This is a genomic window from Paraburkholderia sp. RL18-085-BIA-A (assembly GCF_046027075.1).
GTDB lineage: Bacteria > Pseudomonadota > Gammaproteobacteria > Burkholderiales > Burkholderiaceae > Paraburkholderia.
Genome location: NZ_JARESU010000123.1, coordinates 1 through 24,536, shown reverse-complemented (window position 1 = coordinate 24,536; position 24,536 = coordinate 1). Strand labels below are relative to the sequence as shown.

The 24,536-nt window shown below is 60.1% G+C and carries 28 protein-coding genes and 5 pseudogenes; 12 read left to right on the top strand and 21 right to left on the bottom strand.

Translation table 11 applies throughout. The annotated features are described in order from the left end of the window. Positions 1–118 precede the first annotated feature (118 nt). The gene (locus P0D89_RS41500; protein WP_408368392.1) at positions 119–730 is read left to right on the top strand and encodes an ankyrin repeat domain-containing protein; all 612 of its coding nucleotides are present in this window, start codon (positions 119–121) and stop codon (positions 728–730) included. A 187-nt stretch (positions 731–917) separates the two neighbouring features. Continuing rightward, complete coding sequence (locus tag P0D89_RS41495) at positions 918–1,067, top strand: hypothetical protein (protein ID WP_408378457.1); 150 nt, start codon at positions 918–920, stop codon at positions 1,065–1,067. Between the two features lie 277 nt (positions 1,068–1,344). Here P0D89_RS41495 and P0D89_RS41490 read toward each other — a convergent pair whose 3' ends face one another. Next, complete coding sequence (locus P0D89_RS41490) at positions 1,345–2,064, bottom strand: IS6 family transposase (RefSeq protein WP_408368396.1); 720 nt, start codon at positions 2,062–2,064, stop codon at positions 1,345–1,347. On the opposite strand from P0D89_RS41490, the gene P0D89_RS41485 reads away from it, so the two are divergent. Continuing rightward, entirely contained in the window at positions 2,018–2,356 is a 339-nt protein-coding gene (locus P0D89_RS41485) for an NAD-binding protein (protein WP_408368398.1), read from the top strand. The genes P0D89_RS41490 and P0D89_RS41485 overlap by 47 nt on opposite strands. On the opposite strand, the gene P0D89_RS41480 is transcribed toward P0D89_RS41485, so the two are convergent. Next, positions 2,302–3,174, bottom strand: coding sequence for a cation diffusion facilitator family transporter (locus P0D89_RS41480; RefSeq protein WP_408378454.1), 873 nt, complete (start codon positions 3,172–3,174; stop codon positions 2,302–2,304). The two genes, P0D89_RS41485 and P0D89_RS41480, sit on opposite strands and share 55 nt — an antisense overlap. 418 nt (positions 3,175–3,592) lie before the next feature. Between P0D89_RS41480 and P0D89_RS41475 the strand changes: the two are divergent. After that, positions 3,593–4,142: pseudogene (locus tag P0D89_RS41475) on the top strand (TMEM165/GDT1 family protein). Positions 4,143–5,115: 973 nt separating this feature from the next. On the opposite strand, the pseudogene P0D89_RS41470 reads toward P0D89_RS41475, so the two are convergent. Both P0D89_RS41470 and P0D89_RS41465 read right to left on the bottom strand, forming a co-directional pair. Next, positions 5,116–5,400, bottom strand: a pseudogene (locus P0D89_RS41470) (DUF3331 domain-containing protein); the annotation flags it as partial. A 31-nt stretch (positions 5,401–5,431) separates the two neighbouring features. Next, positions 5,432–5,905, bottom strand: a complete 474-nt coding sequence (locus P0D89_RS41465) for a CBS domain-containing protein (protein WP_408368402.1) — start codon at positions 5,903–5,905, stop codon at positions 5,432–5,434. 509 nt (positions 5,906–6,414) lie between these two features. On the opposite strand from P0D89_RS41465, the pseudogene P0D89_RS41460 reads away from it, so the two are divergent. Next, positions 6,415–7,845: pseudogene (locus P0D89_RS41460) on the top strand (IS3 family transposase); the annotation flags it as partial. An 8-nt stretch (positions 7,846–7,853) separates the two neighbouring features. On the opposite strand, the gene P0D89_RS41455 reads toward P0D89_RS41460, so the two are convergent. Together P0D89_RS41455 and P0D89_RS41450 are read right to left on the bottom strand one after the other, a co-directional pair. Next, entirely contained in the window at positions 7,854–8,060 is a 207-nt protein-coding gene (locus P0D89_RS41455; RefSeq protein WP_408368404.1) for an IS3 family transposase, read from the bottom strand. Further along, positions 8,017–8,751, bottom strand: a complete 735-nt coding sequence (locus P0D89_RS41450; RefSeq protein ID WP_408368406.1) for an IS6 family transposase — start codon at positions 8,749–8,751, stop codon at positions 8,017–8,019. Before P0D89_RS41450 ends, P0D89_RS41455 begins: the two co-directional genes overlap by 44 nt. 49 nt (positions 8,752–8,800) lie before the next feature. On the opposite strand from P0D89_RS41450, the gene P0D89_RS41445 reads away from it, so the two are divergent. Next, positions 8,801–9,121, top strand: coding sequence for a 3-keto-5-aminohexanoate cleavage protein (locus tag P0D89_RS41445; protein WP_408368408.1), 321 nt, complete (start codon positions 8,801–8,803; stop codon positions 9,119–9,121). On the opposite strand, the gene P0D89_RS41440 is transcribed toward P0D89_RS41445, so the two are convergent. The 6 genes and pseudogenes from P0D89_RS41440 to P0D89_RS41415 form a co-directional block, all read right to left on the bottom strand. Further along, on the bottom strand, positions 9,071–9,550 hold the full coding sequence (locus tag P0D89_RS41440) for a transglutaminase family protein (protein WP_408368410.1): 480 nt from the start codon (positions 9,548–9,550) through the stop codon (positions 9,071–9,073). The two genes, P0D89_RS41445 and P0D89_RS41440, sit on opposite strands and share 51 nt — an antisense overlap. Positions 9,551–9,812: 262 nt before the next feature. Continuing rightward, on the bottom strand, positions 9,813–10,541 hold the full coding sequence (locus P0D89_RS41435) for an IS6 family transposase (RefSeq protein WP_408368412.1): 729 nt from the start codon (positions 10,539–10,541) through the stop codon (positions 9,813–9,815). Positions 10,542–10,550: 9 nt separating this feature from the next. Next, positions 10,551–10,887, bottom strand: a pseudogene (locus tag P0D89_RS41430) (DUF4148 domain-containing protein). Continuing rightward, positions 10,884–11,222 carry a DUF4148 domain-containing protein gene (locus tag P0D89_RS41425; protein ID WP_408368414.1) on the bottom strand — a complete coding sequence of 113 codons (339 nt, stop codon included), beginning with the start codon at positions 11,220–11,222 and terminating at the stop codon, positions 10,884–10,886. The pseudogene P0D89_RS41430 and the gene P0D89_RS41425 overlap by 4 nt, the downstream one beginning before the upstream one ends. 111 nt (positions 11,223–11,333) lie before the next feature. Next, entirely contained in the window at positions 11,334–11,804 is a 471-nt protein-coding gene (gene cynS / locus P0D89_RS41420) for a cyanase (protein WP_408368416.1), read from the bottom strand. 42 nt (positions 11,805–11,846) lie between these two features. Beyond that, complete coding sequence (locus P0D89_RS41415; RefSeq protein ID WP_408368418.1) at positions 11,847–12,506, bottom strand: carbonic anhydrase; 660 nt, start codon at positions 12,504–12,506, stop codon at positions 11,847–11,849. 121 nt (positions 12,507–12,627) lie between these two features. Here P0D89_RS41415 and cynR point away from each other — a divergent pair, with 121 nt between their 5' ends. Continuing rightward, positions 12,628–13,524 carry a transcriptional regulator CynR gene (gene cynR, locus P0D89_RS41410; RefSeq protein WP_408378451.1) on the top strand — a complete coding sequence of 299 codons (897 nt, stop codon included), beginning with the start codon at positions 12,628–12,630 and terminating at the stop codon, positions 13,522–13,524. A 487-nt stretch (positions 13,525–14,011) separates the two neighbouring features. Here the strand turns inward: cynR and P0D89_RS54710 are convergent, their stop codons facing one another. Both P0D89_RS54710 and P0D89_RS41400 read right to left on the bottom strand, forming a co-directional pair. Beyond that, a complete protein-coding gene (locus P0D89_RS54710; RefSeq protein WP_459252676.1) occupies positions 14,012–14,341 on the bottom strand; it encodes a hypothetical protein in 330 nt (109 codons plus the stop codon). Further along, positions 14,338–14,568: pseudogene (locus P0D89_RS41400) on the bottom strand (tyrosine-type recombinase/integrase); the annotation flags it as partial. The gene P0D89_RS54710 and the pseudogene P0D89_RS41400, both read right to left, overlap by 4 nt. 526 nt (positions 14,569–15,094) lie before the next feature. On the opposite strand from P0D89_RS41400, the gene P0D89_RS41395 reads away from it, so the two are divergent. Both P0D89_RS41395 and P0D89_RS41390 read left to right on the top strand, forming a co-directional pair. Beyond that, on the top strand, positions 15,095–15,313 hold the full coding sequence (locus P0D89_RS41395) for a ribbon-helix-helix protein, CopG family (protein WP_408368422.1): 219 nt from the start codon (positions 15,095–15,097) through the stop codon (positions 15,311–15,313). Continuing rightward, positions 15,307–15,672, top strand: a complete 366-nt coding sequence (locus tag P0D89_RS41390; RefSeq protein ID WP_408368424.1) for a type II toxin-antitoxin system VapC family toxin — start codon at positions 15,307–15,309, stop codon at positions 15,670–15,672. Before P0D89_RS41395 ends, P0D89_RS41390 begins: the two co-directional genes overlap by 7 nt. On the opposite strand, the gene P0D89_RS41385 is transcribed toward P0D89_RS41390, so the two are convergent. Continuing rightward, the gene (locus P0D89_RS41385) at positions 15,669–16,193 is read right to left on the bottom strand and encodes a hypothetical protein (protein ID WP_408368426.1); all 525 of its coding nucleotides are present in this window, start codon (positions 16,191–16,193) and stop codon (positions 15,669–15,671) included. The two genes, P0D89_RS41390 and P0D89_RS41385, sit on opposite strands and share 4 nt — an antisense overlap. 438 nt (positions 16,194–16,631) lie before the next feature. Here P0D89_RS41385 and P0D89_RS41380 point away from each other — a divergent pair, with 438 nt between their 5' ends. Continuing rightward, positions 16,632–16,901 (top strand): hypothetical protein, encoded by a 270-nt coding sequence (locus P0D89_RS41380; protein WP_408368428.1) that lies wholly within the window; start codon positions 16,632–16,634, stop codon positions 16,899–16,901. A 70-nt stretch (positions 16,902–16,971) separates the two neighbouring features. On the opposite strand, the gene P0D89_RS54830 is transcribed toward P0D89_RS41380, so the two are convergent. Both P0D89_RS54830 and P0D89_RS41375 read right to left on the bottom strand, forming a co-directional pair. Next, positions 16,972–17,124: a BrxR family helix-turn-helix transcriptional regulator gene (locus P0D89_RS54830; protein WP_494478574.1), complete on the bottom strand. Its 153-nt coding sequence runs from the start codon at positions 17,122–17,124 to the stop codon at positions 16,972–16,974. Positions 17,125–17,424: 300 nt separating this feature from the next. Beyond that, positions 17,425–18,399 carry a D-alanyl-D-alanine carboxypeptidase family protein gene (locus P0D89_RS41375; RefSeq protein WP_408378448.1) on the bottom strand — a complete coding sequence of 325 codons (975 nt, stop codon included), beginning with the start codon at positions 18,397–18,399 and terminating at the stop codon, positions 17,425–17,427. Positions 18,400–19,215: 816 nt separating this feature from the next. Between P0D89_RS41375 and P0D89_RS41370 the strand changes: the two genes are divergently transcribed. After that, the gene (locus P0D89_RS41370; protein ID WP_408378445.1) at positions 19,216–19,491 is read left to right on the top strand and encodes a YlcI/YnfO family protein; all 276 of its coding nucleotides are present in this window, start codon (positions 19,216–19,218) and stop codon (positions 19,489–19,491) included. Between the two features lie 211 nt (positions 19,492–19,702). Here P0D89_RS41370 and P0D89_RS41365 read toward each other — a convergent pair whose 3' ends face one another. The 3 genes from P0D89_RS41365 to P0D89_RS41355 all read right to left on the bottom strand — a co-directional run bounded on the left by P0D89_RS41365 (position 19,703) and on the right by P0D89_RS41355 (position 22,196). Then, positions 19,703–19,966, bottom strand: a complete 264-nt coding sequence (locus P0D89_RS41365) for a haloacid dehalogenase-like hydrolase (RefSeq protein WP_408378443.1) — start codon at positions 19,964–19,966, stop codon at positions 19,703–19,705. A 181-nt stretch (positions 19,967–20,147) separates the two neighbouring features. Then, positions 20,148–21,320 carry a YncE family protein gene (locus tag P0D89_RS41360; protein WP_408378441.1) on the bottom strand — a complete coding sequence of 391 codons (1,173 nt, stop codon included), beginning with the start codon at positions 21,318–21,320 and terminating at the stop codon, positions 20,148–20,150. Positions 21,321–21,380: 60 nt separating this feature from the next. Further along, positions 21,381–22,196, bottom strand: a complete 816-nt coding sequence (locus P0D89_RS41355) for a creatininase family protein (RefSeq protein ID WP_408378438.1) — start codon at positions 22,194–22,196, stop codon at positions 21,381–21,383. 101 nt (positions 22,197–22,297) lie between these two features. Between P0D89_RS41355 and P0D89_RS41350 the strand changes: the two genes are divergently transcribed. Beyond that, entirely contained in the window at positions 22,298–22,459 is a 162-nt protein-coding gene (locus P0D89_RS41350; RefSeq protein ID WP_408370936.1) for a hypothetical protein, read from the top strand. Positions 22,460–22,507: 48 nt separating this feature from the next. Here the strand turns inward: P0D89_RS41350 and P0D89_RS41345 are convergent, their stop codons facing one another. Next, positions 22,508–23,872: a hypothetical protein gene (locus P0D89_RS41345; protein ID WP_408378435.1), complete on the bottom strand. Its 1,365-nt coding sequence runs from the start codon at positions 23,870–23,872 to the stop codon at positions 22,508–22,510. Positions 23,873–24,536: the final 664 nt, after the last annotated feature.

The window sequence follows — 24,536 nt, the reverse complement described above, 5'->3', positions numbered from 1 at the left end:
CACTCGCTGGGCTTGGGTGTTTTGTGGCGCGTCCGCTGGGGGGGGGGGGGGGCCCGGCCCCCCCCCCGCTGCCGTTCGCGCACGGTAGGCGTGCGCGGGGCACCGGGAAATCACAACCATGCGAACCATATTTCTTCTGGGCGCGCTGCGCCTGGTAGCGGCGTGCACTGCGCTCGCAGCGGTGGCCGGCTGCATGCACTTGCCCGACAAACCGGCGTACGCGAAAGCCGATCCGGCGGCTTTGCGCCACTACGACGACGATTGGTTCGACGCAGCGCGCGTCGGACGCATCGATATTCTGCGGGGGTTGCTTGATGCGGGCTATCCAATTGACGCGGCCGAGAACCATGGCTATACCGCCGTGACCCTCGCGGCCTACGATGACCAGCCGGCCGCACTCGATTTCCTGCTCTCTGCCGGCGCGAACGCCTGCCTCGGCGATCGTCATGGCAATACGGCGCTGATGGGCACCCTGTTCAAAGGCGAGTCCGACATCGCCCGGCGTCTCGCCGAGACCCATTGCCCCATCGATCAGACGAACGGCGCCGGCGAGACCGCACTCGGTTTCGCCACACTGTTTAATCGCTTCGAGCTGATTCCGGTGCTCGTCAAGCATGGTGCGGACCCGAATCATGTCGACGGGCGCGGTCAGTCGCTGCTGCAACTGGCGCTGACGCACGACAACGTCGCGGCGGCGGACGCGCTGCGTGAGGCGGGCGCCTTGCGGTAAGCAGGCAATAGTCTGCGCGGGCGACTTTCCGGAAACCTGCTGCGTTTGATCAAAGAGCACACAGAGCTATGCGGCTCTGATGTGATGGACGACTCTCACCCTTCGGGGTTCGGCATATGCCAGCGGAGAAGTCGTGACTTCCACGGCAAAGGAGCCTTCATCATGAAGATAGCCACTGTCGGACTGGATGATGGATCCGCAGTCGAAGCTGAAAGTTGACCTCGACCTGTATGTCTATCGGGGTGGTGCCCTGGTTGCACACAGCTCGACCTTTGATAACACCTTTGAGATTGTCGAGTTCAACGCTGAAGCCGCGCCGTCTTTGAGCTTTGCATAAAAAGATTCGGGTACCGACTGGGCGTGGTTTTGCATAGCGTGGACGTGGACCATGATTTCCAAAGAGCGCGCGAAAATTAATGATGGTCGCAGCTTAGGCCAGCGCGAAGTTGCGTCGGCCCAGGCCGGCGGCGGAGATTTGCAAAGTCGCTTGAGACGATATTGTCAACTTGTTAGCCGTCGTGCGGCCGAACATGCAGTATCTAAGGATAGCTAACCTATGCGGCAAGACGCTCCACCATCGGAGCGCCCGTCACGCTTTCCCAAGCCTCGACCGCCTAGGTGCGCAGCGCCCGCTTTTGTTTTGCGTCGGTGTAGTAACGGCAATCCTTGAACAGATTGGCTATCTGATCGTGGACCGAAGCGAAACGTTGCAGGTGGCGCGCCGACTTGAAGCGGCGCATCACCTTCTCGCGCAACCGGGTCGGCTGGTGCGAGTTTTCCGCCCGGTTGTTCAGCCCCTTGTGCTGGCGGTGGTCGACCTTGATCCCCAGCTCCCGGTTCGCCGCCGCGTAGCTCTTGAGTTTGTCGGTGACCAGTACACGTGGGGCGCGTCCGTGCTTCCTGAGCAACTTGCGCATCAGGCGCCGGGCCGCGTGCCGGTCGCGCCGGCTTTGTACCAATACATCGAGCACCGCGCCATGCTGGTCCACTGCCCGCCAAAGCCAGTGTTTTTTCCCGTTGATCGTGACGACCACTTCATCGAGATGCCACTTGTCACCTCGCGCCAGGGCGGTGGACCGGATACGCCGGGCAATGCCCAGGCCGAACTTCACCGCCCAGCGTCGCACGGTCTCATCCCCCAAGGGGACTTCCTTCGGGGCGTACGTGAGTTCAATGCCGCGCGCGGCCAGCAACTCCTCGACCATGCGCAGGCTCAGCGGGAACCGGTAGTACAACCACACCGCGTAGCTCATCACGTCGGGAGGGAAGCGATAGCCCGCATAGGAAATGGTGTCGGTGGCCGACGCGCGCTGCGGCAATGTATTTCGTTTCATACCTGAGATTGTCACCGCATCTCCCTCAACACGCCAACAACGTGACAATACCGGTGGCGGAAACTCGGCTGGCCAGGCCGCTTTGTACTTTGCCAATCATGCGCACAAGGTTACGCTCGTCGTGCGAGGCGATTCGCTCGAGAAGAGCATGTCTCGCTATCTGGTCGAACAGCTTCGCGGGAAGTCAAACTTAGCGGTGCAGCTGCGATCGGAAGTTGTCGGCGCACACGGCGATACCTATTTGATGAGGTCGTCCAGGCGTTCGTCGTCGATGCCGGCGGGTTCGAGGTGAGCCGTCACATCGGCAACGTGGAACAGCTGTTGCACTTTTTTTTCCGCACGATCGACGATTGCATGGCCCTCCGCGACGCTCAGCGCCCCGTCGACTTCGACGTGGAATTCGACAAAAACCCGATCGCCGCCGTTGCGCGTGCGGATATCGTGAACAGATTGCACGCCGTCGCATCCCCGCACGACGACCTCGATGCGGGTGCGCTCGGCGGTATCGAGTTCCCGGTCGAACAACTGAATCAACGAGTGCGCCGCCATGCTCCACGCGGTCCACACCATATACACAGAGATTGCCAGCGCGCCGATCGCATCGGCCCGGGCCCAGCCAAGAAAACGTTCGAGCAGCAGCGCAATCAGGACCGCAAGATTGACGGCCACATCCGTCACGTAGTGAGCCCGATCGGCGGCAATGGCGGTCGAACCGGTGCGTCTGACCACAAGCGTCTGCATGCCGACAAGTCCGGCAGCAGCGAGCGAGCTGCCCACGATCACCCATATGCCGAATCCTGTCTGGTTCAGCACTCGAGGGACAAACAGACCTTGAGCCGATTCGATGCCAAGCCAGACCGCGGCACCGGTCAGCAGCAACGCCTGGACGAAGGCCGCGACCGCCTCAGCCTTGCCATGCCCGTAGCGATGACCCCGATCCGCCGGTCGCGCCGCATAGCGCACCCCAGCGAAGGTCACAATAGACGCGACTACATCTACCAGGCCATCGGCGGCGGATGTCAGCAAAGAAATGGAGCCTGTTGCGAGCCAGGCCCAGACCTTGATGACGACCAACCCAAGCGCGACCACGAGAGCAACAATCGAGGCCATGCGCCGAAGCGCCCCATCGGATATACCTTCGGACATCTATTCAACCTCTTTATCAATACGTTGCATGGAGATGACGCCCGGTCTTGAACGGACTGCCGAGCCACGCGAGCATCCTCGGCATGCGGTTAGCGGTCCACCGCATACCCGCCGTGTAAGGTTCGTCATCGCTATGAGCTTCCAGTCTGGCGACTTGATCCGGTAGCACCTTGCGCGATAGAATCGCGCCTTCGGATTGGGGTGCAGCCGGCTCGAACGCGATGTTCGAGGGCGCACGTCAACACACTTGGCGAGTCGAAAAGACTCTTCGTGGCGTGCGCAGCTAATGTTTGGCAAGACCGATGACACGCATTCCGACCCAACCGGGTCGCTGGAATGCGCGTCGTCGCGTTCTGTCCGCGCGGCCCGGATACAACATCCCATGCAATCGTTCCTCGTCTCAACCAGCGTCGTGGGGCTCGCCGAAATTGGCGATAAAACGCAACTCCTCTCCCTCGTACTCGCTGCGCGATATCGCAAGCCGAGTCCCATCGTCCTCGGCGTGCTTGCCGCGACACTGATAAACCATGCAGCATCTGGTGCGCCAGGAGCATGGCTCGCGAGCATTCTGAGTCCGGATATCCTGAATTGGGCAGTCGTCGCATCATTCGCGGTTTTGGCCGTGTGGATTCTCATTCCAGACAAGCTGGAGGACGCCGATGCGGCGGCAACGAAATACGATGGGTGTCTTCGGCACAACGGCCGTGACGTTCTTTCTTGCCGAGATGGGCGATAATACTCAAATCGTAATAATCGCACTCGCCGCTCGCTTTCACGAGTTCCTCGGTGTTGTAGCGGGGACGACATTGGGGATGATGCTTGCGAACGTTCCGGTCATCTATCTTGGACGCAGGTTCGTCGACCGCCTGCCGACGAAGACGGTTCACATTCTTGCCGCGATCATCTTTGTTGTACTCGTTGGACTGGCCTGAGAACCGCGTGCAATCCGGCGCCCCATTCGATGTTCTGACAGATCCGGGGGCTCGACCTCCCTGCGCAGGGCGATTGTTCCTTTTGCGCGCGCCAGCGGGGAAGAGTTCAAGGCTCCCGCTCCCACATCACGTATACATGTTCGCGTTTGCAAGCAAGTTACTGGACGCCGGAGACCAGTTGCACCCGATGTCCCGCGACCACTGCGAAGCCACTGAGGAGAATCACAAACCCTATTACCATACGGGCGGCCGAGCGTGAGTACCTATACGGCGTGTAATTCAATTTACAGGCAGGCTGATGATCCAGCTCAACATGATCCATGTCCAAGAATGTTATGCGTAATCCGATGCTGCCAGGAATCCTTTGGAAAGAACATTCAAAAATTCGAATCATACCGATACTTTTTTTTAATCAGACAGGCCGCCCCTAGAAAGGGATGGAACGACCGCTATCGAGAGATTCGATGGTCGCAAGGTCGATAGCGGGGGGCAAGACCTCAGTGAGCCTAGCTAGCCGCGTAGCTCATCGCTCAAAGTCTTATTTGGCGCGATGCAGGTAACGGAATTCTCGGCAAGCTATTGCAAAGTCGTAACTAACCGCTAACGATCGCGCCTGGCGGCGCATAAGACTTCGATGGGGATTTGATCCAGACCGTGCCGCATAGACCTGATGCCCGACTGTCTCTTACTGGCGGCCACGCTGACGTTCGCGGATTTCGGTCGACTGGCTCTTGTGGGTCAGATCAGCGACACTAAACCCGCACATCGCGCGGACGCCTACAGCGCAGGTTGCGGCCGGCCGACCCGCACTGTCCGCGGGACATACTGAGGCGTGTCTTGGTGACAATGGCGTGTGTCTTTTGGGACACGCCCTAGCGTGCAATGTTTCACCAGTTTTCTGCTCGACGCAGCAGGCGTCCGGATCTGACTCAGCGGTGCAATGACAGCGCGGCCTATGCGCTTGCAGTTCCGGCACCAGGCTGTACAGCGCCTCCACCGAAATCATCGCGGATGCGTTCGAAGGCGCCGGACGTTCGGCCGGCTTGAACACGGCGTCGCCGCGACGGATTTCGCGGCGCGATACCGCGCACGTGCCGGACGTATGCGCGGAGCGACGACGCCAGCGCTGCTCACCGTAGTGACAGCGGCCCGGCTCGACCCAGCGGATCACCGGCGTGGTGTCGGAGCGCTCGAGAATCTCGATGTGTACGCCATTGGCACCGTCAAGGGGGAAGGACTCTGTGGTATACCGAGTCACTTTAGCCGCTAAATTTCGTGCAAAAACCGCTTCACATTGAAAACTGGCGCAGTTCCGCTGTCCCGGCAGTTCCGCCATGAACGTAAAGCTCCAGTTGATCGATCGCAAACTGCTGTTCGTTGATGATGGTCTTCACCAGATCGCCGATCGATACCAGCCCGAGCAACTGCCCGTCCCCGCCGATAACAGGCAGATGGCGGATGCGGTGCGCGGTCATCAGCGCCATGCATTCGTCGGACGCCTCGTCCGGACCCACGCTGCGCACCTCGGCCGTCATGATGTCGCGAACTAGTGTGTCCTTCGACGACCTGTGTTGCAGAACCACTTTCCGGGCATAGTCGCGCTCCGTGACGATGCCGCACACGCCGGATGCGGTGGTGACGACCAGCGCGCCGATGCTCTTCTGTGACATGATCGAAATCGCATCTAGCACGTTCGCCGACGCATCGATCGTATGGACTGCCTGGTCGGACTTCGCTTTTAGTACCTGCGTTACGGTCGCCATTGTTCACCTCCAGTGTTGCGTGATGGGTTGCCCCGAGCGCCGGTGACCGGGTAAGGCGCTGGCGACCCTTGGATCCAATGCGCTTCGGTGTCCGTCGACCAGGATCCAGGTTGCAGGCTGCGCGAAAAAAATGCCCACCTTGAGGGGCGGGCTCAAATCCAATTCTGATGAGGGGTCAGAGCTTGAAGAATCGAACGTTAGTCTATCCCCCCAGTCGGAGATGCCGCCATGTGGCAGGTTGTCGCTAACGTGGACCTCCACCTCGCTGTGTGAGGGGTGGCAGCGACAGCCTCACCCTGAAACTTCGCAGGCAGCTGAGTCCGGTCTGGACCCCTACAGGTGCGAAACAGGCGTCCGAATCGGGGACTATGTCCGAAAGCTGTCTTGACTATTTTCGTACAGTGCTTGCGAAGTCGTACGAAACCGCGCTGTTCGCATGTGGTTGATTTGCACGGAATCCTGACCCACCGGAGGTGCGGACGAAAACTTGGACTACCTGGAGGTAGTTCATGTACTCGTACGAAGACCGCATGCGAGCGGTTCGGCTTTATTTGAAGTTGGGTAAGCGCGTCGGGGCGACCATCCGACAGCTGGGTTATCCGACAAAGAATTCTCTGAAATCGTGGCATCTCGAATACGAACGATGTCATGATTTACGGATCGGCTATGTTCGTTCCAGGCCGATATATTCGGCCCAACAGAAGAAGGTGGCCGTCGATCATTACTTAGATCATGACCGTTGTGCCGCTGCGACCTTGAGGGCGTTGGGATATCCGAGTCGCGGGACCCTCGCCGCCTGGATCGAAGAGCTGCATCCCGAAATCGGAAAACGCATTGTCGGCAGGGCAACTGGCAGCGTTCCGAAATCGCCGGAGGTAAAGCAGGCGCCAGTCATCGAACTGTGCACCAGAGAGGAAAGCGCGCGCCTGCTTGCCCAGAAAGCAGGCGTGAGCAGGCCGACGCTTTACAATTGGAAGAACCAGCTACTCGGTCGTGAAGCCCCAGCATCCATGAAACGCCAGAAGAAGCCAGCACCGGACAGTGAGCGTGCGAAACTGGAACAGCAGCTTGAATCGCTTCGACGCGACGTCCGGCAACTGCAGCTCGAGCACGACATCCTGAAGAAGGCGAACCAACTGATAAAAAAAGAAATGGGCATCGTCCCGCAACTCCTGAACAACCGGGGGAAAACGATGCTGGTTGATGCCCTGAAACAAACCTACGCGTTGCCAGAGCTGTTAGCCGTATTGGGGCTAGCTCGCAGTTCCTACTTCTATCATCGTGCGCGTCTGCTCGGGGCCGACAAGTATGCGGGCGCTCGTCGCGTCATCGCAGACATCTTTGAAGTCAATCACCGCTGTTATGGCTATCGCCGGATACGCGCGGCACTGGGCAGGCAGAAGGTCATTATCTCGGAGAAAGTGGTGCGACGTTTGATGAGGCAGGAAGGGCTGACCGCTGCCACGGCCAGACGACGTCGCTACCGCTCCTACGGCGGAGAAATAAGCCCTGCGCCGGAGAACGTCATCAATCGTGACTTCCGTGCAGGAATCCCGAACGAGAAGTGGCTCACCGACATTACCGAGTTCCAGATCCCAGCCGGCAAGGTGTATCTGTCTCCGTTGATCGACTGCTTCGATGGTCTGGTGGTGAGCTGGACAATCGGCAAGCGGCCGGATGCCGAACTTGTGAATACCATGCTCGATGAGGGCATCAAGACGATAGCCAACAGCAATAAACGGCCTGTGGTCCACTCTGATCGCGGGGCGCACTATCGCTGGCCCGGATGGCTCTCACGGATGCGCGATGCCAGGCTAGTTCGCTCGATGTCACGCAAAGGATGCTCACCCGATAACGCGGCCTGCGAAGGCTTCTTCGGTCGGCTCAAAACGGAGTGGTTCCATCCCCGGGATTGGCGGACTACGACCGTTGAGCAATGGGGGTGCGGCTAAAATCTTGGACTGGTATATGCCGCAATTCCAAGACTCTCCCGGTATTCGAGCGGGCTGAGTGAGCCAAGCGAGATCTTGATCCGCTTTGCGTTATACCAGCGGATGGCGTTGTCAAGTTGGCGACTGTAGGCCAACCGTGTGGCACACAAGTAGTTATCCTTACCAAATAACTGTCTCGATTGCGACAGGGACAGTCCAACCATGCCATGTGGCGAGGCGTTCTTTTAGCATGGCGCGGTGACGAGCAGCGTTCATCTGATGTCTTGGGAGCGCGAAGTGCTGACGGATCGGGCCGAAGCATGAGAGAAAAGCCTGCTTGCGACGCGCATCGCGAAAGCCGCACATCTGGCGTTCGCGCCTGCGGGTTGGCTGGTGACTATTCTCGGCGCGGTTGTTCACGCGAGCAGCGGCTTTGACAAAGACGTGCTTTACCTGAGCGAGTTCAGGAATATCGGCCTTTGCCGCCGGATAACTGCGAAGTTGGTCGGTAACGATCTTGCGCGGCACCGGGTTTGATCGCAGCACCCGCCGGAAGAAGCGCCTGGCCGCGGCCTTGTCGCGCCGCATTTGTACCAGCACGTCGAGCTCGGCGCCATGCTCGTCGACCGCACGCCACAACAGATACGGCTCGCCGCGCAGTGTCACGAACGTTTCGTCAAGGTGCCAGGTGCTGCCCGGCCTGCGCCGCATTGACTTGGCGCACTGGGCGAATCTCGCGCCGAACTTGTCGCACCAGCAACGGATCGTTTCGTAAGTGACCACGACGCCGCGCTCAAGCAACAATTCCTCGATGTCGCGCAGGCTCAGGCTGAACCGGAAGTACCAGCGAACGGCGCAGCTGATGACAATAGCAGGGAATCGGTGGCCGTGATAAAGCGATTTCGTTTTCTTCATCACTTCATTCTACCGCCGCATCTCGGGCAACCTGACAGTGCCCGCGGACATGATCGAGTTCGCCCGCCGTACCCCGGATGGCGCCGTGCTCACCTTTGAAACTCTGAACCGGAACGTCGTACCGATGAACACGATGGCGATCGCATTGGGGCTGCATATGCGCGTCGGCATCGAGGACACGCTGTTCGGTCCGGACGGCAAACGCGCGAGTTCGGTGCAGCAGATCGAGAAGATGGAGCGCATCGCGCGCGAGCTTAATCGCGACATCGCCACCGGCGACGATGCACATCGCGTCTATCAGATCGGCACCCAATGGGGTTCAGCAGATGAGACGTTGCAGAGCCTGCGCATGCCTCATTGTCGGGGATAACGATAACGAGGCGTAATGCATTCCGCCTCGCAACCTTCGCGTCTTGGCACGCATTGGCCGAACATCTGCCACGGTTTCGACCAGCAGATCGGTTTCGCAATAGCGGCTGCCCAGCAGGAATAACAGCGAATCGTCGGCCAACGGCTGCACCGGATGACCCCAACCGTCGCTGGGCCGCGTTTCGAACGCACCTGACACATTCAGCAGCGCTGTCGTGCGCAATGCCAGCGGCCCGACGGGCGCGACGATCCTGCTGCATAGGTTGCCGAACATGTCGCGATACTGGCTGATCGGCACCGGCGGATTGGTGACGAGTAGATCCGCCACGACGATATCCTTCGCATGCGGAAAATGCGTGTTTAACATCAGCATCATCGGCGTGGACTTATGACACATGTACGACAGTTCGCATCCGACGCGAAGCTTCATGGATGCCTCTCTGATTCAGGGGGGCGCTGTGCCATGAATTGCGAAGGCACGTCGCCGGAGGCAGCGACAGAAAGATAATCCCACGAGTGCAGGCCTTCGTGCTCACACTCAAAAACAATCCACCTACCGTCTTATTGGAACGGTACTGCAAAGAATCGGATTGAACGCCGCCTTCCGAGGCGAAAAATTTGCACTCTACGCCGGGGCTCTGTCAAGTTGGCGGGCGCAGATTACGTGCGCAGCTCAAGAGTAGTTATCCTTATCAGATAAGTTTCTCGTGAGCGGCCGCAACAGCCCAGCCATGCCATGTGGCGAGGCGTTCTTTCAGTATGGCACGATGACATGCCGCGTTCATCTGATGTCTGGGTAACGCGAAGTGCTGCCGGATCACGCCGAAGCATGAGAGAAAAGCCTGCGTGCGACGCGCATCGCGAAAGCCGCACATCTGGCGTTCGCGCCTGCGGGTCGGCTGGTGGCTGTTCTCGGCACGGTTGTTCACCCGTGCAGCCGCTTTGACGAAAACGTGCTTCACGTGAGCGAGTTCGGGAATGTCAGCCTTCGCCGCCGGATAGCTGCGCAGCTGGTCGGTAACGATCCTGCGCGGCACCGGGTTTGACCGCAGCACTCTGCGGAAGAATCGCTTTGCCGCAGCCTTGTCGCGCCGCTTTTGCACCAGCACGTCCAGTTCGGCACCATGCTCGTCGACCGCTCGCCACAATAGGTACGGCTCGCCGCGCAGCATCACGAACATCCCGTCCAGATGCCATGTACTGCCCGGTTTGGGCCGCGCCGCTTTGGCGCAACGGGCGAATCCAGCACCGAACTTGTCGCACCAGCAACGGATTGTTTCGTACGTGACCACGACGTCACGTTCGAGCAACAACTCTTCGATATCGCGCAGGCTCAGGCTGAACCGGAAATACCAGCGAACTGCGCAGCTGATGACGACGGCAGGGAAGCGGTGGCCGTGATAAAGCGATTTCGTTTTCATCGCTTCATTTTACCGCCGCCTGCCCGTCAACCTGACAGCGCCGGCCTTGGAGATGGCCGGGTGTCCCGACTCTGACGAGCCGGCCGCGACGCCGCCGACGCCGGTTGCGCCGGTTACGCCGTCTTGTGCAGTCACCTTGGGCTTCGGCAGCCATGAGACCGACTGGGTAATCGGTAGGCACACCGCTCGGGTCATAGCCAGCCTTCTCAAGCTGGACGATTTGGGCCCGGACCTGTGCTCGGGTGACAGGCGCGTTCGATTGAGCGAACGACGCGACCGGTGCAACAAGGGCAGCGGCAACAACAATGGCTTGAATAAGGGACCTGGGATCCAGTCTTACGGTCATTGACCGAAATAAACCGGCTGCATGCCGTCATTTTCCAGATGATGGGCGCTTGTGCGGACGCCGGCTGCCGACGAACCAGTGGCGGCCACACCGCCATAGGCGCTTGAGCCACCGTTTTGCGCTGCGACGCGCGCTTCGGCCGCCTGAATTTCGACCGGGTAGTTCGCGTCTTCGCTGCGGGACTGGTCGTAGCCGGCCGCTTGCAGCTGGACGAGTTCTGCACGCACTTGTGCGCGGGTCAGCGCGGGAACGTCAGCGCCTGCTAAAGCGGGAGCGGCGATAGCGCTTGCAACGATAAGGGCGGCAACTATGCGGATCTTCAAGATTTTCTCCATTGAGAAAGAGAATTAGATGAGTGCGTCTGAAGCCTTCATAGCTTCAACTAGTTAATATGCATTCCGAATCAATATGGGGAGTCCTTCCCGTAAGAACGACCCCCCGTCGCCTTAGAAAGGCTTGGTCGGCAGATACTTTCCGTCGAGCGTGATCACGGCACGCGAGCCGCCTTCGGGATCGTCGACCTTCTTGATGTCGAGTTTGAAATTGATTGCGCTGATGATGCCGTCGCCGAATTTCTCATGAACCAGCGCCTTCAGCGTGGAGCCGTAGATCTGCACCATTTCGTAGAACCGGTAGATCGTCGGATCGGTCGGCACGCCGCCCGGGAGGCTGCCGCGCACGGGGACGGTTTGCAGCAGGCGAACTGCGTCTTCGCCGAGTTCGAGCTTGTCGGCCACGACCTTGGCAGCGCCGGCCGGCAGCGGATGCTGGCCGAGCAGTGCAGCGGTGACGAATGCGAGGCTGAGGCCAGTGCCTTCGTTGATCTGCTCGAACGTCAGGTTCTTGCGAACCTTCGCGTCGATGATCGCGTCGGTCAGGGCTTCACTGGGGGCTTGGCTATATTGCGATTGCGTCATGACGATGCTCCTTGAGATGAAATGAAGTCGAAAAACAGGGGGTTAGGCAGCGAGGTTCAGTCGAGCCGGGGTTGCACAAGCATGCGGATGTTCCGCGAGAGAAACGAAACGGTTCGTCGTGCCGTCGAGCGTATCGATCGAGCCGGTTTCGATGTCGTACACCCAGCCATGCAGAGCCAGATGCCCCTGTTCGAGCGCGAGCCGCACGGAAGGATGAGTCTTGATGTTGGCGAGTTGGGCGATCACGTTTTCGCGGACCATCGAGTCGACCCGGTCGCGTTCGCTCTTGTGTTCGCGCGCCTCGTTGACGACCTTCGCGGAATCCGCGTAATGCAGCCAGTTGCGCACGGCCGGCATATGGTCCATGCACTTGCAGGTGGCAATCGCCGTCATTGCGCCACAATCGGAGTGACCGCAGATCACGACGTCAGTGACGCCGAGCGCGGCGACCGCGTATTCGACCGTCGCGGTCACGCCGCCCGGTTCCGGGCCGTACGACGGCACGATGTTGCCCGCGTTGCGAATGACGAACAGGTCGCCCGGCTCGCGCTGTGTGACGAGTTCCGGTACGAGCCGGCTGTCCGAGCATGAAATGAACAAAGTGTGCGGGTGCTGGCTCGTGGCCAGTTGCTTGAAAAGCTCGGAGCGCTGCGGAAACGCGTCGCGCTGGAACTTCAGGAAGCCGTCGATGATTTCTTGCATGTTTTGCTCCGTCTGGGTGTTGGGTGAGAACCGATGGACGAAGAATGCGCTCATGCAACTATAGCGTCCAAGACCGGTTTATTATTCTAACGATAGGTAACACCAATAGTTGGAGGCCCCCATGCTGCTGCGGCACATCCGTTATTTTCTCGCGGTCGTGGAACACCGCAATTTCACGCGAGCGGCTGAGGCGTTGCACGTGTCGCAGCCGACGCTGTCGCAGCAGATCAGGCAGCTCGAGGACACGCTACGAGTCCAATTGCTCGACCGGTCTGGCCGGACGATCCAGCTGACCGACACCGGCGCGGCCTATGTGCGCTACGCGCAGCGCGCTCTGCAAGACCTCGAGGCGGGCAAACGGGCGATCCACGACGTGCAGGAATTGAGTCGCGGCTCGCTGCGCCTCGCGATGACGCCGACGTTCACCGCCTACCTGATCGGTCCACTGCTGGAGAAGTACAGCCGCCGCTATCCGAACATCACGCTGAACATTCTCGAGATGCCGCAGGACCGGATGGAGGCGTTGTTGAACGAAGATGCGCTCGATGTCGGCATCGCATTCAACGATACGCATTCCCCCGACATTGAGACCCAGGTGCTGTTCGTCGAAGCCCTGGCGATGGTGGTCGGCAAGTCGCATCCATATGCGAAGAAGCGCGCCGCGTTGACGCTCCGCGATTTCGAGAGCGAAACGCTAGTGCTGCTCAACGAAGAGTTTGCAACCCGCCACTACATCGATCGATATTGCAGACAGCATGGCGTCGTGCCGCGCGTTGCCATGGAGGTCAATTCGATCAGCGCGGTGATCGAGATCGTGCACCGCAGCACGCTTGCAACGCTGCTGCCAGCCGCGATTGCGCGCGAGCACAGCGAACTATGTCTGGTAGACCTGGAGCCGGCGCTGCCGCATCGGACCGCTGCATTGCTGCTACGCAAAGGCGCGTATCGAAACGCGGCAGCACGCGCGTTCATCGCGCTCGCGCTTGAGGAAAGCGCGGCTGAAGCCGCACCGCTGTAATGCGCGCTGCTACCGAATGAACTCGGACACGCTGTTACCGTGGTCGCTGCGCAAACGGTTCTGATCGTTACGTGCGGCAGGGCTATTCCGTCTAGGGTGACCGCCCGAACGTCAACTGGAGGCTGGCGGATTCAACCGGTGGATGTGCCTTCAGGGTCGAGTGCAACCGATCGCGCAACGCGAACGCAAAATCCAGATGGCTCCCCGATGTTCGCCCGCAAGGTTCGCGTGTGCGCCGTTTTCAAGTTGCCGACACGCTGTATCAGTTGAGCGCACCTTCGCATGGCCGTGAAGTTCATCTCCCGTAAAGACCCACCTTGGAAATCCGTGTCGATCGTAAACATGCAACTAACCGTCTCGCACGTCTGCATCCCCGTCAACCGCAAACCCGTCTCCAGCAGGGCTGGGCAGCATCCACACCGCCTAGATCTGCTGCGCGGGCCTGTTCTCCATCTGTTCTGTTAAATTGAAGACAGGCAACAGGACGTTAACAGTTCGCAGCTGAATTCAGGAGGTAGAAATCAGGGACGTGATTGAGCTGATGCCCGATGTCTCGGTGGACCGACATGAAATTTCGTTTCGCCTGACCGGGCATCGTAGCGAGGTCGCCTGTGCGATTACGCGAGAGGCGCTCGACGCGCAATTCTGGTTGCCGCCAGACGCCGACCAGGTCCGGATGCTCAAGGCGTTTGCTGACGGACGGCGCCGCATCATCGCGGTCGCCGAAAGGAAAGTCCGCCTGCGTCCGGGTGAACCCGTCAGGCTCACGGCCGACGATTTCCAGATCAGGCGGTAGGGCCGGGCTGCCGTCGGTCACCAGTCAATACGGTGTTTCCCGTCGGTCTCGCGGTGCCGGCGATCGTCGTCGACGTAAAGATACTGGCTGGTCGTCGTCAGTGACGCATGCCCGAGGTTATCGCGCACGAGTCGCAGATCGACCTGCCGGTCCGCCATGTGGGACCCTGCGCTGTGACGCAGCCAGTGTGCCGATGCCTGCTCGAGGCGGTTCGCGCGCTGCGCATGGTCGTCACCGCGCGCACGCAGGTAGAGGAGCGCAATAGGTGCATTCGCTTGAAGCGGCAGCAAGTGCAAATACCGGGGGTCATTTTTTTGATGTTCGGAAGGTGCCCATCTCAGTGCGCAGATCAAAAACGCCATACAGGATGGCACTTTGTGTGTCGCTGCGGCGGCCTTCAACATCCCCTTGTGTGGATGTTGGTCAGCGCGGCGTCGTCCTGCGCTTAGTCAGTCATGTCGGGCAGTGAGTTCGCGTTGCGGTAGAAAAGCCGCGCTAGCAGAATTAATGGGCACAATTAGCGCGCCAACGTACATCATTTTAGCGAAATTTGCGAACTTCAAAAGTTGCAGAAGGGAAAGGCTGATCGACCGTCGCCCCAGCCCGACTAGCCCAGTTGCACTTCCTCATACGGGCAGACGCGGGCAATTCCTCGCCCGTCAACTACCCGGTGTTTCTCGCCTTCCAGGGCGGAGGCGCGCGGAGTACGCGAAAACCGCTTGCTGCGAAGCTGCGCATGATATACGATATGTATATCATGCAATGGAGACGGAAGTGAGTCGAATCTTGGTTGACCTGCCTGATGCGCAGATCGAAGAATTGGCGGTACTTGTGGAGGCCGAGCAACGCCCCCGTGCCGCTGTCATCCGCGACGCCATCGAGGCCTACATCGCGCAACACAAGCGAGCGCTTGGGGCTGACGTTTTCGGGCTGTGGAAAAGCAAGAAAGTCGATGGTCTGGAATACCAACAGGAACTGCGCTCAGAATGGTAAGGGCGCTTTTCGACACGAACGTTCTGATCGACTATCTCAATGGCGTTGGCGCAGCGAAGAAAGAACTCGCGCGCTATGAGTATCGTGCGATTAGCACGATCACCTGGATGGAGGTCCTTGTTGGCACGACTCCAGAAGAGGAAGCGGCTATTCGCGCATGGCTTGGTTCGTTCGACATGATTGCGCTCGACGCTGCCATCGCAAATCGGGCGGCAGAGATTCGCAAGCAGAGGCGGATTCGACTGCCCGATGCGATTGTGTGGGCCTCGGCACAGGTGAATTCGATGCTGTTGGTTTCGCGCAATACAAAGGATTTTCCTGCGGACGAGCCCGGTGTACGTGTCCCATACAAGATTTAGAGGGAAAGCCGGTGCAGCCGGCGCAAGGAGCAGCGATGGAACACGAAGCACTCTACGATGCAATCCAGAATGCGTTTGACGTACTCGCCGCGCATGACGGCAGGATCGAAGACGAATGGCGCGCTCTCGTTGCTAGGCTGATCGAGCGATGCGAGATTGCCGCGATGAACGCAGATGCCGACCTTGGACCGTGGGAGCGCAGAGAACTCGGTTTGGCTCGCGCGGCGCACGCAGCTGGCTGGCTTCGCTTGTCCTTGACTGCGGCGCAAAAGGCGTTGCAGGTAAGCGAGTTGCCGAGCGATCAATACGATTACGGCTGGACCTACAGCCAGCATCAGATTGAAAAGTCTGCTGATTGACTGGAAAAGCGGCTGCTGACCGAGCTGAATCAAGGCGGCGTAGAGGGCGAATGGAAATTCGGCTCCAGGCAATTGTTGAGGCAAACGAAAATTTCTCGCGGCTGAGACGGACGGCTGTTGTGTCTTGCTGATAGGAAGATGCCATGACAGAAGATTCACCATGCCCACTTTGCGGGACACTCGCAAAACGCGACACCCTCAAATCGCTGGACGGGTACCGTTATACGTGTGGCGATTGTGGGGGCAGGTTCGAAATAGGACACGGAGCGCAACGCCGCGCTGAACGCGGTCAGATGCATTCGGGCGTCGTGACGAGTGTGCGCGAACTCATTGCCGAAGGCAAAATTCCGCGCATCGAACTCGAAGCCGTACAAGCTGAATTCACGGTGCTTCCTGACGTTACCAAAGGCTAGGAAAAGCAATTCATGAATCGTTCTGGCAATCGAAACTCACGACCCTCCGGGCTCGCGAAGCATTCCCGCAATAAGAAGGCGCTCTTTCTGCCGCTGGATCGTGCAGCAGCCGACGAGTTGGTCCTTCCTGTCAGAATCTTTTGAGCGGATACGCCAAGGGAAGGTTGATCGGGACGCGACGGTATGTATGGCAGAGATACTGTTACTGACGGGATTTCTGACAGAGGGCGGCTTCGGGCAACTCGATGCGGCTTTCATGGACGATGTGGAAAAACGGCTGCTGGCTGAGTTGAATCAGGGCGGTGTAGCTGGCGAATGGAAATTCGACGCTGAGTTGGTGGACGCGCTTGTCGTCGTCGTCAATGAATACGACAGGCTCGTGCGGGAGACCCGGCTCCAGGCAATCGTAGAGGCAAATCAAAGTTTCGCGCGGCTCAGGCGCACGGCTACAAATTAACCGGGAAGAGTTGGTGGAAAGGGAGAAACAGCGTATGGAGAGTCTGCTTGTACCTGGGGTTGCGGTCGCGTCATTCGATCAGGAAATTAAGCGTGTCATATTGCATGTTGCCGTTCGCGAGGCGCTGGTATAGAGCGAAGTCCTTGGATGCCTGTAGTGTCGAGATCCCGAAGAAGTCTTCCAGCTCCCAACGGCGGACGCTCTGATAGGGGTGGGCCGCGATTCGTAAAATTCCTGTCGAAGTAGCCCATTCCCGGCCTTCCAGCCGATCGATAGCGGCCTGGCCGGCAACTCATTATCCAAGACGAAGTCGCCGTCATGGTCGCAGCCCGGGGTGGCGTTTGCCCTGACACCGATGTCCCGTAGCTACGCCCGCGGGCCGTTCCAGTTCGCAGTAGCGCCGGTGGCAGTCCGGACTAATGGCTGTGTTCACAGTTATAGCGCCGGCGTCTACCCGGTCCGGTCGGTTCGCTGAACTGGGTGCGCAACTATGGCGATCCGGATCCTGTCGAATCGGGCACGCCTACGCACCAGCTCGACTGGCGATAATGCGGTGCGACGCGTGGCGATGTGACGAGACGGCCGACGCGGTCCGCCAGGATGCGAATCGCACCTGCACGCGGTGTGGTTGGCTTACGACGACTGGATGGCGGAGATGCGAATGCGCAGAAGCGTAGTACAGGCGAGGTACGGCTACGGGTGTTTGATCGCCGTTCACCCAGTTACGGATCGTGGCCAGATCAGCAGAGCGAGCACCGGATGATCGTGCGCCAAGCAGCGCAATAATCACCGGGCCTTTCGGCATGGCCACGTCGACCACGATGCAGCGACCCGCCTCGCGCGTGTACCCGGTTTTTGCGAGCTGAACGTCCCAATCCGTCCAGCGGACCACCGGATCGGTGTTGTGATAGAACCTAAGCCGGTTACCGATGGTCTGTTCGTACGCTGTCAGGGTGGTAAACGAACTGATCATCGGATAGTGCGACGCTTCAATCGCCAACTTGACGACATCGCGAGCTGTGGAGACATTGTTCGGCGAGAGCCCCGTCGGATCCTCGAAATGCGTGTCGGCCATGTTTACCGCGCGCGCCTTTAAATTCATCTGCTGGATGAACGCCGACTGGCCGCCAGGGAACGAGCGTGACAGGGCGGACGCCGCACGGTTTTCGGATGACATCAGCGCAAGGCGAAGCATCGCCTCGCGTTCGAGCGAGGTACCGACGGGAATCCGGGAGCCCGAATGCTTGAGGCGGTCGATGTCGGCCTCGTCAATGGTCAGGGTATCTCCCATCTCCTGCGCCTTGTCGAGTACGACCATCGCTGTCATCAGTTTCGTAAGCGACGCGATGGGTCGGACATCGTCAGCATTCTTTTCCAGCAGGACTTCGCCACGCGCGACGTCGTACACAATCACGCTAGGGGAATAGAGCGACGGGGTGTCGGCACACGCGCATAGAGACGTGGACGCAAGCAGCAGTGCGCAGATGAATTTCTTCATGTCATTCTCATCCTGGAACCGCGGGCCGCAATTGGGAGGCAGGACTGGCTCCACGCGCAAGATCGTCTTCCTGCAATATAAATGTAGTCGCTCGAAGCAGGAGTGGGTGTGTGAAGGCGAACAGAATTTTTCGGGCCGTCGGGCGCGATTCGCCGAAGCGCGCGGCGACGGTCAGAAGAGGGAAGGCTGTTCGGCGGGAGAGCGGCTTCGAGCCGCACGATGCCTTCCTGAGCTGCCGTGCGGGCAGGCCGTGGCGCACGACGCACGGTGCTGCCGGAGAGCGAAAAAGGCTCCTCCACAACGTGACGGCAGAGCACTTCTCGACTGAAGATCACGTCAGGCGAGAAGCGAACGAACGGCGACGGGGCTTCCGTGGGCATCAGGTTTCGGTACGGTGTCTGGGCAACTTGCCGCAGGGCTTAGGTCGTTCCGACGACTGTACCCGGCGGCGCGGAAAGCCCCCCGGGTTCACCGTTCAGAACAGGTCGCCTTGCGGGCATTCGACCACTTCTTCGGCAGGTCCGGCGTCAGCCCGTTCCGCGTGACACGATGTCTCGCGTCGGGACGCCTGGGTTGCCGCCAGTTATGCCACGAAACCCCGCTGTCGAGAGAAGAAGGATTATCTGAATAGCGCGGTTCCGCGGTGCAATTTTCGCAAACGCACCTTCGCGGAATGGCGTGCGGGCGCCCCTTGTGAGGGATGGGGCGTGTTCGCGCCGACATAGCGTCGGTCACCCTCCTCACCCCGTCCGGTTGTGGTAAAACAGCGCGCGAATGCGCCGGTCTGCGGCGCACAGATGCCATCAGGAGCAGGGGTTGAGAAGGAAGTCAGGAAACCGGTCGCAGGTCATCGCGGTACGCGTCGAGCCGATGATCGAACAGAGATTGAGGCTGCTTGCGGAAATCACAGGGCGCAGCCAGTCGTTTTTTCTCAAGCAGTTGATCGAGAAGGGCATCGACGCAATGGAAGACGCGTGGCTGCCGCAGGAAGTGGTTGCCCAGGTGCGCAGCGGGGCACTGCCGGCGCAGCAGCGTGGCACGACCCTGGATCTGTTCGGGGATTCGATTTGCGAGCAGGGCCGCACAGCGTAGCCGCAAGTATTGTTGCTTTGATGGGCGGCGGGAGGGTGCAACTCGCCGACGTCGTTGAGGTCAGTCCAACGGCAGCTTGGATCCGCAAATGAAGGGTATGAAAGCCCCACCTTTCATACCCTTCATTTAAAGAATCGTCCCGATTTGCGCGGTTTTCCGCTCCGTATTCAGGTAGTGCTGCTACTGCGAGTGCCACACGTTCTATCAATCATCATGGTGATCCAATGGTTTTGTCGCGATAAGGAGCCCGGACCTTCAGGTAGCGCGCAGGAGACGCGCTGACCATTACCAGTTGGTGACCACGACGCTTATGTTCTTCTATCCGCGCGGCCATTTCCGGTCGAACAAGCGCCGGCAATCTTTGAGCTGCGTATCGTTGCGCCGCGTCCTCCAGTTCACGCCGGGTCGCGGCACCGATCGTCGCCGCAAGAAAATGCGTTTTCGCGGTGCCCCGGTCGCACGTGCCGATCAGCATGCTAGCCAGTCATGGTGCCGTACAAATCGCGCCATAGATCAACCTATGACTACCGGCTGCGTAACGCACAAAATCAGGCAGGCTGTACGAGGCGGGGATGGTACCGTCGAAATCGAAGGTGGCAACAACCCGATCGCGCCGCATTGTTCGACAGGGGCGCAGCCCGGTTGCCAGCCACTGGTCAACGCATATTGCCGGTGTGGCCAAGTGAATAACGCCCGGGCTGCGGCCAGACGGTGAGCCCGTGCGGTTCCGCGCCAACCGGAATGGATTTGACGGAGCCGGTCGTCGTATCGATCGCGTAGACAACGTCGTCGAAGCGACCGGACAGCCACAGCATCTTGCCATCCGGGCTGACATTACCCATGTCAGGGCTGCCGCCGCCCGGAATCGGCCAGTTCGCGACGACCTTGCGCGTTGCGAAGTCGATCACCGACACGCTGCCCTTGCCATGTTTCGTTCCATGCACGAGATTGGAGCCGCGATTGGAGACATAGAGCCGGGTGCCGTCGCGGCTCAGGTACAGGCCGTGCGTACCGACGCCGGTCTTGAGGAAGCCGATCTTCGTGAAGTTGTCGCCGTCGACCACGTAGACACCGTCGGCCATCATGTCGGCGACATAGAACACCTTGCCGTCCGGTGAGATGCGGATGTCCTGTGGCATGCCCTTCCTGTCGAGTTCGAGGTAGCCCACGACCTTGCGGTTGACGAGATCGATCTTGGCCAGCTTGCCGCCGAATTCGCAGGTGAAGAGCGCGTACTTGCCGTCGATCGAGAAATCGGCGTGATTGATGCCCTTGCACTGCGGCGCTTCGAGACTCGATTTCAGCGCCATCGTGTGCGCATCGCGAAAGTCCAGTCGCGCGTGCGCTTCGGCCACCACGATCGCTTCTTTGCCGTCCGGCGTGAAGTACATGTTGTAGGGATCGTCGACCATGATCTCCTTGCCAGGTTTGCCGGTCTTCGGATCAATCGGTGTCAGGCTGCCGTCGGGGCGGCCTTCGGCGTTGTTGGCCACCCACAGTGTCTGCAGATCCCATGCAGGGACAACGTGCTGCGGACTGAAGCCGACGTGAAACCTGTCGACCACCTTCAGCGTGGCCGGATCGATCACGTAGACATCGTTCGAACGCAGGTTCGGCACATAGACGCGCGGTAGCGCGCTGGCGACCGCGAGGCTCATATGGCCCGCGCCCGCTTCGCTGTACAGGTTATCGGAGCGCACCACGGGCGGCATGCCGGCCACCGTGGTGACAGCCGACGCAGCCGATGCAGCGCCGGCGGCGCAGAAACCGGCCAGCGCGATGGCGACGGCCGTTGCAACGCGCGAAAAGCGGGGAGCACACAATTGCATGGCGAATTCCGTTATCGAGTGAATGGGTTATCGGGCGGAAGCGGGAGTCTGTCGAATGCTTCAATGGCTTGCGGTCTCTTTCTTGATGGCATCGATCGTCCGCGACACAATCGCGTCAATGCCCAGTTGACCGAGTTCGACGCTCGAGTGCCGCGGGTCGCCGCCATAGACGCCGTCGGCCGGTCCCAGTTTCGGACCGCTTCGCAGATGCTCGAGCCGCACCATCTGCGGTGTGACCGCCAGCAGCAGCGAGGTATCCGCGAGTCCCGCATGAGTGCCGATCTCGGCATCGCTGACGCCATGCTGCCGCAGGATCTGCGCGTAGCCGTCCGAGCTGGTGCCGTAGTACTCCGGTGGCACGAATGCGCGGGCGCTCGAGCCGGCCCAGCTCTTGTTGAGCTGGGCTACGACGTTCCTGACATCGTTCTGATAGCCGCCGTGGTCACCGAGAAAAACAACCTTGGTGAAGCCGTGAACCTTGAAGCTGTTCGCGGCGGATTCCAGCGTCTTTTCGAACGCGTCGTCCGGCACGGTGATCGTGCCGGGAAAGCGCATGTGCGAGGTCGGCGGAGCGTAGCCGCCCTCCGGCACGTAGGCGATGACCGGCGCGACGATCGCGTTGCCGAGGCCCTCCGCGATGCGCTGCGACAGCACCTTGACGCGTGCATTGTGTTTGCCGAGTGCGACGTCGGGGCCGCTTTGCTCGGTTCCGCCGATGGGGATGATAATGGTGGTCTTGCCCGCCTGAATCTGGTCACGCAGTTCGGTCCAGGTCAGGTCCTCAAGGAGTACGGTTTTCGGGGTTTGAGCAAAAACGGTCTGCGTGGCGATGAGCAAAATGACAGATGCGAAAGCTCGTTTTAGTGGAAAGCGCATGAAGGGGTCCTCGTGGGAAATGCGTATTTGGGCGCTGAAATCTCGACGCAGCTACAGGCCGTAGTTTTACGATAAACGAAAGTCAGCACGGGAATCGCATCATGGAAGCGTACAATCCCGATTGCGCGGCCGCACCGGAATCATGGCTCGAACTCGACGAACAGGAGCGAATTGCTCCCGTCGAAACGGGCGTGGTTCAAAAAGTGCGGATCTGGGGTAACACGGACGAGCTGATCCATACCGGGTACGAGGCGGTATTTTAGTTCGCACTACGATATTTGAGGGGGTCTTGTGGATCGCCCCCCTCGCCCTCAGATCTGGCGGGGTTGAAGCGCTCCGAGTCCGAGCAGCGTGAGCCAGTGCGGGTGGTCCTGGGCCGTCATCAACTCACGCGGGCTCTTGCCCTGACGCTCGGCCCGGCGGCTGCGTACGAAGCGCCGATGATTCAGGAAGAAGCGCAGCAGGTCGAGATACGGGGTGCCCAGATGGCGCCGCAGCGTGAAGTAGTTGCGCAGCCGCGAGTTCAGGTTCTCCACCAGCGAACTGCTGCGCGGCGTGTGTTCCATCGCCTGTGACACGGCGGTGAAGACGGCGTGCAACTGGCCACCCAGTTGGGATCGCAGCCGGCCCCAGCCTTGCCAGTACGCGGGCGAGGTGGTCGGCTTGCGGTGCAGCAGGCAAGCGGCGCGCACGAGATCGCCGGATACGTTCCCGGCCTGTGCGATGGCAGCGAGCTTTTCATCGAGCACGCCAGCGAACGCGAGCAGGTCATCGCGCTGGTTCTGCAGCGCGACGCGCACCGGGCGGATGCGGCGCGCATCCTGAGACTCGCGGGCGAGCAGTTGCCCGACGATGAAATCGAACAGCGCCTGGCGCGTGGCCAGTCGCGGACCGGCCAGCGCCAGAATGTCATGACTGAGCCACTGGGTGAGCGTGCGCACGTCGCGGGCCAGTTCATCCGCCTGAGCTTCAGCCTGGCGCGCCCGCCTCAGCGCGGCAGCGAAGCGGCCCGCACGCCCCCGCGCACGGGCGCGATCGATCCCGGCTCCGAGTTTCTGGCGCCGTGTGCGGGCTCCCCGGGCGAGGTTGCCCAGCGTGTTGGCGAGTGCCTCGCACTGGCGCTGGATGTGAAACACATCGCCGTGACAAGGCGTGTCGTCCCAGGCGGCCTTCTGTCCGGCGCGCAGGCCCTGGCCCGCATCGGCAATCGTGTAGTCGGGATCCAGCCCCTGCCTTGAAGCGTCGAGCAGATGTACGCCCCAGGTGTCGCCGTCGCGATGTTTTTCGGCCGCCAGCAGGTAGCAGTAGGTCGACTGAGCATCGACGCCGGCGAGCACCGGCCGCGAGCCCTGGAAGATCTCATCGTGCAGGCCCACGCGGATACCTGAGAGGTCCTGATCACGGTTGATCTCCCCGGCCTGCTGCGCGGCCCATTGCTGCAGGTTGTGCACGCTGCCCACGCTGATGGACACGCCCAGCAGATCGCGCATGAACTCCATCACCCCGCGATACGAACTGCGGCAGATCAGCGTCAGCCCGAGCATCACCTGGCGCAACCAGGGCCGGGTAACCGGCAACTGAAACAGTACCTCCTCATCGGGCACCGCCGACGAGAACGCGTCATTGAGCCCGTCGCTCGCCTTGCCCCTTTGCGCGTAGACGAACTTGCGACTCACGCCAAGCCTCGCGGACAGTTCGCTGATCGTTTCCGATCCCGCCAACGCCTGAACGGCCAGCTTCCTGCGCTCACTCTCAGGCAGCCTCGCTGCCACGCCGGCGGACCGATTCATGCATGCACCACGCTTGAAGAAAATGGGCTGCCATTATCGACCATGGCAGCCTCATCAAGCCTCGCCCATGTAACCCTGGTTTGAACCTCGCCGGGTATACGCCCTCGTGAACCTCGGCAGGCTGCGATCGGCAGCACGCCACCCGGAGGGGCCAGTTAGATATCTCCAGAAGCGGACAACCATCGACGGCGATCCGACACCGACCGCGACAACCAGCCTGGTTTTCAGCAAGAGCAAACTTGATGGTAGCGAACTGCGTCAGGCCGTAGGATGCCGAGAAATATCGGGCATTGACAACTGAAGTTTGATCGATCTCCGGATCGCGACCGTTCTTCATGGTGCAACTTTAGATAAGGCCGCCGCAGCTTTTTTTGCTGCCTCGCGCACGTGGGACGCGCGGGCACAGCGCCCTTCAGTTTCAGGGTTTCAGGCGTGCTAAAGTGGCTTGCGCGCGATCCATATCGCCTGCATCGTTTTCGTTGTCACAACTCGAGGCGCGTTTGCAAAACCATCACCGATTCTGGAGAAGGTAATGAGCGAAATGCATGAC

Coding starts and splice junctions, on each gene's coding strand:
- P0D89_RS41500 (WP_408368392.1), top strand. CDS start 119: ATGCGAACCATATTTCTTCTGGGCGCGCTGCGCCTGGTAGCGGCGTGC.
- P0D89_RS41495 (WP_408378457.1), top strand. CDS start 918: ATGATGGATCCGCAGTCGAAGCTGAAAGTTGACCTCGACCTGTATGTC.
- P0D89_RS41485 (WP_408368398.1), top strand. CDS start 2,018: ATGGTGTCGGTGGCCGACGCGCGCTGCGGCAATGTATTTCGTTTCATA.
- P0D89_RS41490 (WP_408368396.1), bottom strand. CDS start 2,064: ATGAAACGAAATACATTGCCGCAGCGCGCGTCGGCCACCGACACCATT.
- P0D89_RS41480 (WP_408378454.1), bottom strand. CDS start 3,174: ATGGCCTCGATTGTTGCTCTCGTGGTCGCGCTTGGGTTGGTCGTCATC.
- P0D89_RS41465 (WP_408368402.1), bottom strand. CDS start 5,905: ATGGCGACCGTAACGCAGGTACTAAAAGCGAAGTCCGACCAGGCAGTC.
- P0D89_RS41455 (WP_408368404.1), bottom strand. CDS start 8,060: ATGGTTGGACTGTCCCTGTCGCAATCGAGACAGTTATTTGGTAAGGAT.
- P0D89_RS41450 (WP_408368406.1), bottom strand. CDS start 8,751: ATGAAGAAAACGAAATCGCTTTATCACGGCCACCGATTCCCTGCTATT.
- P0D89_RS41445 (WP_408368408.1), top strand. CDS start 8,801: ATGATCGAGTTCGCCCGCCGTACCCCGGATGGCGCCGTGCTCACCTTT.
- P0D89_RS41440 (WP_408368410.1), bottom strand. CDS start 9,550: ATGAAGCTTCGCGTCGGATGCGAACTGTCGTACATGTGTCATAAGTCC.
- P0D89_RS41435 (WP_408368412.1), bottom strand. CDS start 10,541: ATGAAAACGAAATCGCTTTATCACGGCCACCGCTTCCCTGCCGTCGTC.
- P0D89_RS41425 (WP_408368414.1), bottom strand. CDS start 11,222: ATGGAGAAAATCTTGAAGATCCGCATAGTTGCCGCCCTTATCGTTGCA.
- cynS (WP_408368416.1), bottom strand. CDS start 11,804: ATGACGCAATCGCAATATAGCCAAGCCCCCAGTGAAGCCCTGACCGAC.
- P0D89_RS41415 (WP_408368418.1), bottom strand. CDS start 12,506: ATGCAAGAAATCATCGACGGCTTCCTGAAGTTCCAGCGCGACGCGTTT.
- cynR (WP_408378451.1), top strand. CDS start 12,628: ATGCTGCTGCGGCACATCCGTTATTTTCTCGCGGTCGTGGAACACCGC.
- P0D89_RS41390 (WP_408368424.1), top strand. CDS start 15,307: ATGGTAAGGGCGCTTTTCGACACGAACGTTCTGATCGACTATCTCAAT.
- P0D89_RS41385 (WP_408368426.1), bottom strand. CDS start 16,193: ATGGTGAATCTTCTGTCATGGCATCTTCCTATCAGCAAGACACAACAG.
- P0D89_RS41380 (WP_408368428.1), top strand. CDS start 16,632: ATGGCAGAGATACTGTTACTGACGGGATTTCTGACAGAGGGCGGCTTC.
- P0D89_RS41375 (WP_408378448.1), bottom strand. CDS start 18,399: ATGAAGAAATTCATCTGCGCACTGCTGCTTGCGTCCACGTCTCTATGC.
- P0D89_RS41365 (WP_408378443.1), bottom strand. CDS start 19,966: ATGCTGATCGGCACGTGCGACCGGGGCACCGCGAAAACGCATTTTCTT.
- P0D89_RS41360 (WP_408378441.1), bottom strand. CDS start 21,320: ATGCAATTGTGTGCTCCCCGCTTTTCGCGCGTTGCAACGGCCGTCGCC.
- P0D89_RS41355 (WP_408378438.1), bottom strand. CDS start 22,196: ATGCGCTTTCCACTAAAACGAGCTTTCGCATCTGTCATTTTGCTCATC.
- P0D89_RS41350 (WP_408370936.1), top strand. CDS start 22,298: ATGGAAGCGTACAATCCCGATTGCGCGGCCGCACCGGAATCATGGCTC.